This is a genomic window from Mycobacterium sp. E1715 (assembly GCF_001667625.1).
GTDB lineage: Bacteria > Actinomycetota > Actinomycetes > Mycobacteriales > Mycobacteriaceae > Mycobacterium.
In genome coordinates this window covers 1-10,170 of sequence record NZ_LZJJ01000060.1, presented here as the reverse complement: position 1 = coordinate 10,170, position 10,170 = coordinate 1, and the positions used below count along the sequence as shown (strand labels likewise).

9 protein-coding genes and 3 pseudogenes are annotated in these 10,170 nt (G+C 69.6%); 5 read left to right on the top strand and 7 right to left on the bottom strand.

Features of this window, described 5'->3' with window-relative positions; all coding sequences use genetic code 11:
- Positions 1-542 (bottom strand): annotated as a pseudogene (locus A9X03_RS28145) (cell division protein FtsK); the annotation flags it as partial.
- Here A9X03_RS28145 and A9X03_RS03305 point away from each other — a divergent pair.
- Genes A9X03_RS03305 through A9X03_RS03295 form a run of 3 tightly spaced genes read left to right on the top strand, consistent with a single transcriptional unit; the run spans position 541 to position 2,541 of the window.
- Positions 541-855 carry a putative quinol monooxygenase gene (locus tag A9X03_RS03305; protein ID WP_067781730.1) on the top strand — a complete coding sequence of 105 codons (315 nt, stop codon included), beginning with the start codon at positions 541-543 and terminating at the stop codon, positions 853-855. The pseudogene A9X03_RS28145 and the gene A9X03_RS03305 overlap by 2 nt on opposite strands.
- A complete protein-coding gene (locus A9X03_RS03300; RefSeq protein WP_067269159.1) occupies positions 852-1,673 on the top strand; it encodes a mycofactocin-coupled SDR family oxidoreductase in 822 nt (273 codons plus the stop codon). Before A9X03_RS03305 ends, A9X03_RS03300 begins: the two co-directional genes overlap by 4 nt.
- A gap of 4 nt (positions 1,674-1,677) precedes the next feature.
- Positions 1,678-2,541: an SAM-dependent methyltransferase gene (locus A9X03_RS03295; protein WP_067747291.1), complete on the top strand. Its 864-nt coding sequence runs from the start codon at positions 1,678-1,680 to the stop codon at positions 2,539-2,541.
- An 87-nt stretch (positions 2,542-2,628) separates the two neighbouring features.
- On the opposite strand, the gene A9X03_RS03290 is transcribed toward A9X03_RS03295, so the two are convergent.
- The 6 genes and pseudogenes from A9X03_RS03290 to A9X03_RS03265 form a co-directional block, all read right to left on the bottom strand.
- Entirely contained in the window at positions 2,629-4,305 is a 1,677-nt protein-coding gene (locus tag A9X03_RS03290; protein WP_067747289.1) for a ribonuclease J, read from the bottom strand.
- 19 nt (positions 4,306-4,324) lie between these two features.
- Positions 4,325-5,227 (bottom strand): 4-hydroxy-tetrahydrodipicolinate synthase, encoded by a 903-nt coding sequence (dapA, locus tag A9X03_RS03285; protein ID WP_068259669.1) that lies wholly within the window; start codon positions 5,225-5,227, stop codon positions 4,325-4,327.
- Positions 5,228-5,440: 213 nt separating this feature from the next.
- Positions 5,441-6,193, bottom strand: a complete 753-nt coding sequence (gene thyX / locus A9X03_RS03280) for an FAD-dependent thymidylate synthase (RefSeq protein WP_068259676.1) — start codon at positions 6,191-6,193, stop codon at positions 5,441-5,443.
- Positions 6,194-6,203: 10 nt separating this feature from the next.
- Positions 6,204-7,265 (bottom strand): restriction endonuclease subunit S, encoded by a 1,062-nt coding sequence (locus tag A9X03_RS03275; RefSeq protein ID WP_068259666.1) that lies wholly within the window; start codon positions 7,263-7,265, stop codon positions 6,204-6,206.
- Positions 7,262-8,635 (bottom strand): N-6 DNA methylase, encoded by a 1,374-nt coding sequence (locus A9X03_RS03270; protein WP_068259664.1) that lies wholly within the window; start codon positions 8,633-8,635, stop codon positions 7,262-7,264. The genes A9X03_RS03275 and A9X03_RS03270 overlap by 4 nt, the downstream gene beginning before the upstream one ends.
- Positions 8,635-9,777, bottom strand: a pseudogene (locus tag A9X03_RS03265) (winged helix-turn-helix domain-containing protein); the annotation flags it as partial. The gene A9X03_RS03270 and the pseudogene A9X03_RS03265, both read right to left, overlap by 1 nt.
- Before the next feature lie 38 nt (positions 9,778-9,815).
- Here A9X03_RS03265 and A9X03_RS30595 point away from each other — a divergent pair.
- Positions 9,816-9,938 carry a hypothetical protein gene (locus A9X03_RS30595; RefSeq protein WP_255396714.1) on the top strand — a complete coding sequence of 41 codons (123 nt, stop codon included), beginning with the start codon at positions 9,816-9,818 and terminating at the stop codon, positions 9,936-9,938.
- Between the two features lie 50 nt (positions 9,939-9,988).
- Positions 9,989-10,170: pseudogene (locus tag A9X03_RS29000) on the top strand (winged helix-turn-helix domain-containing protein); the annotation flags it as partial.

Sequence of the window (10,170 nt, the reverse complement as noted above, 5' to 3'; positions counted from 1 at the left end):
GTGGGGACCCATGCACCGACCGGTCGGGCGGCGTTGAACCACGAGCTCGCGGCGACCACGACGGAAAGGCCGAGCAGCATCAGCGCGATCCCGTCGCGGCGGTGTCCCGGGTCGATGTCGCGGGCCCGCCCGATCGACCGGGCCGCGCCGCCCGTGCTGCGCGCGGCCATCAGCCAGGTGGCGCGCAGGGCGCGCCCGCCGGTCAGCCCGGCGGCCACCAGCAGCGACTGGTTGCGCCGTTTCGCGGGCCTGCTCGGCCGCTTGCGGGGTGCCGCCGGCCGCGCGCGACCCGACCCACTCCGCGAAGTGGCCTTTGACCTGCTCGTTCGAGCTTTGGAGCGGGCCGCGGTCTTATTAGCCATGTCGGCAAGGGTAGTCGCACCGACATCATCTACACCACCCGCCACACTGGTAACGGTTTGGCCATGTGACCCATCTGACGGGTGGTCCAAGGGGCCGCGTGAGTAGGGTGGACAACCGGTGACCCAGGTAACAGAGCCATGCACGTCACCCACCCCGTACGCCCCAGGAGGCCCCAGCATGCCCGTCGTCGTCGTTGCCACCATGACCGTCAAACCGGAATCGGTCGACACAGTCCGCGACATCCTCACGCAGGCGGTGGAGGAAGTGCACAACGAACCGGGTTGCCAGTTGTACTCACTGCACCAATCGGGCGAAACCTTCGTTTTCGTCGAGCAGTGGGCCGACGAAGAGGCGCTCAAGGCCCACAGCACCGCCCCGGCCATCGGCAAGATGTTCGGCGCCGCCGGCGAGCACCTGGCCGGGGCGCCGGACATCAAGATGCTGCAGCCCGTGCCCGCGGGTGACCCGGACAAGGGTCAGCTGCGGTCCTGATGACCCGGCCACTCGAGGGCAAGGTCGCCTTCATCACCGGCGCGGCGCGCGGCCAGGGTCGCGCGCACGCGGTGCGGCTGGCCTCCGACGGCGCGGACATCATCGCGGTCGACCTGTGCGACCAGATCGCCAGCGTCCCCTATCCGCTGGCCACCGAGGAAGACCTGGCGCAAACCGTCAAGCTGGTCGAGGACACGGGCTCGCGCATCGTGGCCGCTCGTGGCGACGTGCGCGACCGGGCGTCGCTGTCGGCCGCCCTGCAGGCCGGCCTGGACGAGTTCGGCCGGCTCGACATCGTCGTCGCCAACGCCGGCATCGCACCGATGCAATCGGGTGACGACGGCTGGCGCGACGTCATCGACGTCAACCTCACCGGCGTCTACAACACCATCAAGGCCGCCATCCCGACCATGGTCAAGCAGGGCACCGGGGGGTCGATCGTGCTGATCAGTTCCAGCGCCGGGCTGGCCGGGGTGGGCAGCCCGGACGCCGGTTCCGTCGGCTATGCGGCCGCCAAACACGGCGTGGTGGGGCTGATGCGGGTATACGCGAATCTGCTTGCAACACAGTATATTCGGGTCAACTCGATACACCCCTCGGGTGTCGAGACCCCGATGATCAACAACGAGTTCACCCGGGAATGGCTGGCCAAGATGGCCGCCGCGACCGACACGCCCGGAGCCATGGGCAACGCGATGCCGGTGGAGGTACTGGACGTCGAGGACGTCGCCAACGCGGTGGCGTGGCTGGTGAGCGACCAGGCGCGCTACATCACCGGCGTGACGTTGCCGGTCGACGCCGGCTTCTTGAACAAGTAGTCGAATGCCACGAAACTCCGCCGCGCAGACCGCCTTTGGGCCGATGGTGCTGGCGGCCGTCGAACAGAACGAACCGCCGGGCCGCCGCTTGGTGGACGACGACCTGGCGGAGCTGTTCCTGCCGGCGCCGCTGCGGTTGCTGGTGGCGGCGACACGCGCCCGGCCGGTGCGCCGCCTGATGATGCGCGGATCGGAGTGGTCGGGCCGCGGGCTGTGGGCGAACCTAGCCTGCCGCAAGCGATTTATCGGCGACAAGCTGGCCGAGGCGCTCGACGGCATCGACGCCGTCGTCATCCTCGGCGCCGGACTGGACACCCGCGCCTACCTGCTGACACGGCAGATTCGCATCCCCGTGTTCGAGGTCGACCTGCCCGTCAACGTCGCCCGGAAGGTGAAGACGGTCCGACGGGTGCTGGGCGGCCCGCCGATGTCGGTCCGGCAGGTGGCGTTGGACCTGGAGCGCGACGACCTGCTGACGGCCCTGGCCGAGCACGGCTATCGCACCGACTACCGGGCCTTTTTCATCTGCGAGGGCGTCACCCAATACCTGACCGAAGCCACCGTCCGGCGGACGCTGGAGGGGTTGCGCGCGGCCGCGCCCGGCAGTCGTCTGGTATTCACCTACGTCCGGCGCGATTTCATCGAAGGCAAGAATCGGTACGGCACTCGTACGCTCTATCGCAGCGTCCGGCAGTTGTGGCGCTTCGGTTTACAGCCCGAAGAGGTCGGCGCGTTCGTCGGGGATTACGGTTGGCGACTGCTGGAGCAGGCCGGCCCCGACGAACTCGTCCAGCGCTACGTGGAGCCGACCGGTCGCAAACTCAAGGCCTCGCAACTGGAATGGTCGGCCTACGCGGAGAAGCTTTAGCCCCCCGCCTCACCTCCCGCGCCGCGACACATAATCGTCCGCGACGACACGCCGCTAAGCGTCGCAGCGGTTGATGTTTCGCGGGGCTCAGACCTCGATGACCGTCGGCACGATCATCGGTTGCCGCCGGTAGGTCTCGCCCACCCACTTGCCGACGGTGCGGCGCACGGCCTGCGCGATGCGGCCCGGGTCGGTGATGTTGTCGGCGGCAAGCAGTTCCAGCTCCGCCTCGACCCGGCGCCCGGCGGGTTCCAGCGCCTTGGGGTCCTCGGAGAACCCGCGTGAATGCAGGTGCGGCGCGGCCACCGGACGCCCGGTGCCGCGCTGGACGACCACCGTCACCGCGACGAAACCCGACGACAGGATGAGCCGTTCGCCGAGCGTGATGTCGCCGACGTCGCCGCTGATCAGCCCGTCGACGAACATCTTGCCCACCGGCACCGCCCCGGCGATCGACGCCGTGCCGGCGACCAGGTCGACGCTGACGCCGTTCTCCGCCAACAGGATCGACTCCTCCGGCACCCCGGTGCTGGCCGCCAGCTTGGCGTTGGCCCGCAGCATCCGCCAGGTGCCGTGCACCGGCATGACGTTGCGCGGCCGCACGCCGTTGTAGAGGAACAGCAGCTCACCGGCGTACGCGTGACCCGAAACATGCACCCGGGCTTGGGCATTGGTGACGACGCGGGCCCCAATCTTGGCGAGCGCGTCGATCACGCCGTAGACCGCCTCCTCGTTGCCGGGGATCAGCGACGAGGCCAGCACGATCAAATCGCCCGCCGTCAGCGTGATGCTGCGATGCTCGCCGCGCGACATCCGCGACAGCGCCGACATGGGTTCGCCCTGGGTGCCGGTGGTGATCAGCACCACCCGCTCGGGCGGCATCATCTCGGCCGCGCCGATGTCGATCACGTCGGAATCGGCCACCCGCAGGAACCCGAGCTCGCGGGCGATGCCCATGTTGCGCACCATCGAGCGCCCGACGAAGGACACGCGGCGGCCCAACGCGACCGCGGCATCGATGATCTGCTGCACCCGGTCCACATTGGAGGCGAAGCACGCCACGATGACGCGGCCCTCGGCGCCGCGGATCAGGCGGTGCAGCGTCGGCCCCACCTCGCTCTCCGACGGCCCGACGCCCGGGATCTCGGAGTTGGTCGAGTCGCACAGGAACAGGTCCACTCCGGCGTCACCGAGCCGGGACATCCCGGGCAGATCGGTGGGCCGCCCGTCGAGGGGCAGCTGATCGAGCTTGATGTCGCCGGTGTGCAAGACGGTTCCCGCGCCGGTGTGCACGGCGATGGCCAGCGCGTCGGGGATGGAGTGGTTGACGGCGAAGTACTCGCACTCGAAGACGCCGTGCGTGCTGCGCTGCCCCTCGGTCACCTCGACGAACACCGGCTTGAGCCGGTGCTCACGGCATTTCGCCGCCACCAGCGCGAGGGTGAACTTCGACCCGACCACGGGGATATCGGGGCGCAGCTTCAACAGGAACGGGATGCCGCCGATGTGATCCTCGTGCGCGTGGGTCAGCACCAGCGCCTCGATGTCGTCGAGCCGATCTTCGATCAGGCGCAAGTCCGGCAGTATCAGGTCCACCCCGGGCTCGTCGTGGGTGGGGAACATCACCCCGCAGTCGATGATCAGCAGCCGACCCAGGTGCTCGAAAACCGTCATGTTGCGGCCGATTTCGCTGATGCCGCCCAGCGCGGTGACCCGCAACCCACCAGTGGTCAAGGGACCAGGGGGGGCGAGGTCTACATCCACTTACCGGCCACCCTCTGCCTCACCGCAGCACCGAGGCCGCGCGCATATCGGCGGCCAGGGCATCGATCTGCTCGGGTGTGGCCGGCATCTGCGGCAACCGGGGATCGCCGACCTCGATGCCCTGCAGGCGCAGACCCGCCTTGGACAGCGTCACGCCGCCCAGCCGGCCCATCGCGTCACACAACGGGGCGAGGGTGCCGTTGATCTTGCGGGCGGTGGCGATGTCGCCGGATGCGAACGCGGACAACATCTCTCGGAGCTGGCCCGCGGCCAGATGCGAGATCACGCTGATGAATCCGGTGGCGCCCATGGCCAGCCACGGCAGGTTCAGCGCGTCGTCGCCCGAGTAGTAGGCCAGTCCCGTCTCGGCCATGATCTGGCCGCCGCCGTGCAGATCGGCCTTGGCGTCCTTGACGCCGACGATGTTGGGGTGCAATGCCAACGCGCGGAGCGTGTCCGCCTCGATCGGCACCACCGACCGCGGCGGAATGTCGTAGAGCAGCACCGGCAGCTCGGTCGCGTCGGCGACGGCGGTGAAGTGCGCGATCAGCCCGCTCTGCGGCGGCCTCGAGTAGTAGGGCGTGACCACCAGCAGCCCGTGGGCGCCCTCGGCCGCGCAGGCCTTGGCCAGCCGGACGCTGTGCGCGGTGTCATACGTGCCCGCGCCGGCGATGACGCGGGCGCGGTCGCCCACGGCGTCCAGCACGACGCGCAGCAGCTCGCGCTTCTCGTCGTCGGTGGTGGTAGGCGACTCGCCGGTGGTTCCGGAGACCACCAGGCCGTCACATCCGGCGTCTACCAGGTGGTTCGCCAATTGCGCGGCGGCGGTGGTGTCCAGCGAACCGTCGGGAGCGAACGGTGTCGCCATCGCCGTCAGCACGGTTCCCAACCGGGCCGGGGCGTCGAATCCGACGGTGCTCACGGTCTTTAGGTTACCTGGCGGCGGCAAGCTCTTTAGCAACGGCGCGGGCCGGCGTTCCGGTCGGTCGCGGGCGCACGGGCAGCCACACCAGCCCCACCCTCCCCCGCAGGTCCGGGTATCGCCGAAGTGCCCGCCTCCGAGCGACAACGGCGCGGGAGCGGTGCGGGCACGGGAGCGGTGGCCGCGGCCCGAGGCCGCAGTGACGGCTGAGGCTCAGGCTTCGGTCGCCAGCGGGCTGGTGGCCACCTCGGTCCCGTCGGCCAGGGTCGAGATCTCGAAGTCGGCGAACACCGCGGGCGCCGCGTCCGCGAGCTGGCGCAGGCATTCGATCGCCAGCCGCCGGATTTCCACGTCGGCGTGCTCGCTGGCGCGCATGGCGATGAAGTGGCGCCAGGTCCGGTAGTTGCCGGTCACGACGATGCGGGTTTCGGTCGCGTTCGGCAGCACGGCCCGAGCGGCCTGCCGCGCCTGCTTGCGCCGCAGGATGGCGTTCGGCTGGTCGGCGAACTTGGCCTCCAGCCTGGCCAGCAGGTCGGCGTAGGTGGCCCGGCTGGCGTCGGCGGCCTCGGTCAGGATGCGCTGGAGTTCGGGGTCGTCTTCCATGCCCGGGGGCACCACGACTTGCGACTCACCCTCCGGGACGTAGCGCTGCGACAGCTGGGAGAAGGAGAAATGCCGGTGCCGGATCAGCTCGTGTGTGAGCGAGCGGGAGACGCCGGTGATGTAGAACGAGACGTTCGCGTGCTCGAGCACGGAGAAATGCCCGACGTCGATGATGTGCTTGATGTAGCCGGCGTTGGTCGCGGTCTTGGGGTTGGGCTTCGACCAGCTCTGATAGCAGGCCCGGCCGGCGAATTCGACCAGCGCCGGCCCCCCGTCGGCGTCGGTGGTCCACGGCACGTCCGGCGGCGCCAGGAACTCGGTCTTGGCGATCAGTTGCACGCGTAGCGGCGCGGTCTCGGCCACGGCGCTCACCTTAACGTGGTGACCGAATCGGGAGCTCACCCGATATCAGCAGCGGCAGCAGCGCGTCGCGGAACTCGGACAACCGCGCGCTTTCGGCGCGGCGCGCGTGGCACAGCGCGCCCAGGCCGGTGATCGCCTCCAATCGCGCGGCGGGCAGGTGCCGGACGTCGGGGACCCGCACCTCCAGCAAATCGCGCGGTTGGATCCGCTGATGGCTGCCCGACGTGCCGGCGACCCGGCGTTGCAACCATGCGGAGACCTCTGGTTGCCGCACGGCCGACCACAGGGTCGACGCGTCCACCCCCACCGGCCGCAGGACGACGAACTCGCTGCTGGCCAAGGCCATTTCCGACGGCAGGCGGGACACGTTCCAGATTCGCGGGATCCGCGGATTGAGCTTCGCGAACAACACGCACGGCCCGGGCAGCAGGAATTTGCCGCTCCTGACGGAGTCGGCGGTCACGACGCGGGGTTTCGCCCCGTCGTCGAACGCCGGAAGGCTGAAATGCGCGACCACGTCGTCGAAGTCGGCCACGTCGAGGAATGCCGTCGACCGGCTCGCCAGGCTGGACAACGGCACGCGCTCGCGGACCGACCCGGCCATGGCCACCATCAGGTTCTCGGCGGCCCCGATCACCCGGTGATTGGCCGAGATCTTGTCGTCAAGGGCGCCGAGCATTTCAGCGATCGCCCCGCGCTGCGGCGCCGCCACGCTGTGCACCGCGACGTCGCGCAGGATCCTCTTGCTCAGCAGCGGCTGTCCCGATCCCGCCCGGTGGTCGCCCAGGCGGCAGGTTTGCATCGCGTAGTACCAGTACCGCGTCTCGCGTGGGTCCTTCGCCCGGCACACCAGTGCGTTCTCGGTGACCCAGGCGTCGGAGTCGCAGTACCGCAGGCTGCCGCACTGCGACCCGACGCGCCCGAGGACGATCAGCGGGCCGGCCGCGTTGTGCTCGGCGGCATAACCGATGGTCCCGTTGGCGCCGTAGACGCGAACGCGTCCGCCCGGCGCCGGCCGAGGCGCCCTGCTGCCGGTGCCGAAGTCCAGGTGGTCGCCCAGCGTGGTCTTCACCGCAGGCGCTCCAATTGTTGGCGCACGACGCCGTCCAGCCGTGCCGATTCGTCCAGCGCCGCCAGCAGGTCACCCGTCAGCCCGGCGATCCTCTCCTCGACGGGCTCGCCGTCGTCCTCGGCCGCCGGCGCACCGACATAGCGACCGGGCGTGAGCGGATAGCCGGCGGCCGCGATGTCGTCGAGCGACACGGACGCGCAGAATCCCGGAACATCCTGATAGGTAACGCCTTTCGCGGCGGCGGATTCCGACCCACGCCACGCGTGATAGGTGTCGCCGATGCGGACGATCTCCTGGTCCGTCAACACCCTTTCGGCGCGCTCGACCAGGTGGCCGAAGCCGCGCGCGTCGATGAACAACACCTGACCGGACCGCTCGCCCTTGTCCGTGTCGAAGAACCACAGGCAAACCGGTATCGAGGTGCTGCGGAACAGTTGCGCGGGCAGGGCGACCATGCACGACACCAGGTCGGCATCGACGATCCGTGCGCGAATGGCGCCCTCTCCCAATGTGTTCGAGGACATCGAGCCATTGGCCATCACCACGCCGGCCTTGCCGCCGGGGGCCAGTTTGGACAGGATGTGCTGAATCCAGGCGTAGTTGGCGTTGCCGGCGGGTGGGACGCCGAACCGCCAGCGGGGGTCGCGCTCGTCGCGGGCCCAATCTTTGATGTTGAAGGGCGGATTGGCCATCACGTAGTCCATTTGCACGCCCGCGTGCAGATCGTCGACGAACGTGTCGGCCCACCGCGCGCCCAGCCCCGTGTTGTCGACGCCGTGCACGGCGAGGTTCATCTTCGCGATCCGCCAGGTCTGCTCGACGCTTTCCTGCCCGCAGATCCTCACTCGCGCGGGATCGCCGTCGTGTTCGGCGATGAACCGCTCGGTCTGCACGAACATGCCGCCCGAGCCGCAGCACGGGTCATACACCCGCCCGCCCGACGGTTCCAGCGCCTCGACGAGCACACGGACCACGCTGGGCGGGGTGAAGAATTCGCCGCCCCGCCGCCCCTCTGCGCGCGCGAAGTTGGCCAGAAAGTACTCGTACACCTCGCCCATCAGGTCCCGCGCGCGGCCCGGCTCGCCGAATCGGGCGGCGTCGAGCAGGCGCAGCAGCTCCCCGAGCCGGCGCCGGTCGAGGTCCTCGTATAACCGCGGCAGCGCCGCCGCCGCCATCGCGTCATCGACGAGCCGCCCGATGTTCGGCGATTCCGCGTTGGCCACCAACAACTTCCACTGGTCCGCCGCGGCGTGCTTGAGGTAGACCAGCCCGAGGATGACGTCCTTGTACTGGCCGGCCGACAGGGAGCCGCGCAGCTTGTTGGCCGCATTCCAAAGCGTGTCTTTGAGCTGTTTGTCCGTCGCCCGCATCAGCTGACCGCCCGCAGGTCGGCGGCCAGGTCCCCCCGGGTCGCGACGCTGAATCCGCTCAGGCTCAGCCACGAAGCCATCGACCGCAGTTCGCCGGCCAGCGCCTCGACCACGCGGGACCGCGGCGCGTCGGGTTCGCCGAAGGCGCCCATGACGCGCAGCGTGTCGGCGGTCCGGTCGGCCTTGAGGTCGACCCGGGCGACCAGTTGCCCGTCCATCAGCAGCGGCCACACGTAGTAGCCGTACTGGCGCTGGGCGGCCGGCGTGTAGATCTCGATGCGGTAATGAAACCCGAACAGCCGCTCCACCCGAGGCCGAAAGAAGATCAGCGGGTCGAACGGACACAACAGCGCCGTGCCGCGGTCGGCGCGGGGCACCGCCCGGCCGGCGCGCAGGTAGGCCGGCGCGGGCCAGCCGTCGACCTCGACCCGCTCGATCTCCCCCGCGGCCAGCAGGTCGGCGACGGCCGGCTTGACCTGCTGGGCCGATAGCCGGAAGTAGTCGCGGATGTCGGCCTCGGTCCCCACGCCCAACGCGGTGGCGGCCCGCAACGTGAGTTCGCGGACGGCTTCCTCGTCGTCGACCTCCCGCGCCAGCACGGCCGCGGGCAGCACGCGTTCGACCAGGTCATAATGGCGGGCGAAGCCCACCCGCGTGGCCGTGGTGAGCACACCGGCGGCGAACAGCGCCTCGGCGACCCATTTGGTGTCGCTGCGGTTCCACCAGGTGCCCTTCTTGCGGCGCGGCTCGGCGGCGAGGTGCGCCTCGATCTGTCCGGCGGTGCTGGGGCCAAGTTCGGCGACGGCGGCGACGATGTCGTCGGCGAGTTGGGGGTTGGCCTTGACGATGTGGGTGCCCCAGCGACCGTGGCGGTATTGGCGCATTCGCCAGCGCAGCAGCGGCCAGTCGTCGACGGCCACCAGCGCGGCCTCGTGCGCCCAGTATTCGGCCAGCAGCCGCGCCGGGCGCGGGCCCCAGGCGGCGCGATCCAACACGTCGCGGTCGTAGGGCCCGAGCCGGCTGAACACCGGCGCGTAGTGGGCGCGCACCGCGACCGAGACCGAATCAAGTTGCAGGACTTGAATTCTGGATATCAACCGCTTCAGGTGAGCGCGAGTGATCGGACCGGCGGGCGGCGGACGAGGCGATCCGGCAACGGATCCATGTCCTCGAGCAGCTGATGGGCGTGTTCCGCGACCTCGAAGCGGTTCCGGCCGCGCTCGAGTCGGCCTACCAGGAGCAGAAGAACGCCCCGGAGCCCAGCGTCGTCGTGCCGTTGGACGGCAAAGTCAGCACGGGTTAGCCCGCCTCGAACGGGCGGACGGACGGGGGGCGCCGCGTCGCCGCCGAGGGTTGTCGCACCCGGCCGGTATTCTCGGCGCCGTGTCGATCCCGACCCGCAGGCTGTCGGCCGCGCAAGCCCGGCGAATCGCCGTTGCCGCCCAAGGTTTTACCGAGCCGCCGCCCGCCGGTCCGATCACTCGCGCTCACCTGAAGCGGTTGATATCCAGAATTCAAGTCCTGCAACTTGATTC

What these genes read in the sequence shown, in the direction of transcription:
- A9X03_RS03305 (WP_067781730.1), top strand. Translation starts at nt 541, where the DNA reads ATGCCCGTCGTCGTCGTTGCCACCATGACCGTCAAACCGGAATCGGTC.
- A9X03_RS03295 (WP_067747291.1), top strand. Translation starts at nt 1,678, where the DNA reads ATGCCACGAAACTCCGCCGCGCAGACCGCCTTTGGGCCGATGGTGCTG.
- A9X03_RS30595 (WP_255396714.1), top strand. Translation starts at nt 9,816, where the DNA reads ATGGGCGTGTTCCGCGACCTCGAAGCGGTTCCGGCCGCGCTCGAGTCG.
- A9X03_RS03270 (WP_068259664.1), bottom strand. Translation starts at nt 8,635, where the DNA reads ATGCGGGCGACGGACAAACAGCTCAAAGACACGCTTTGGAATGCGGCC.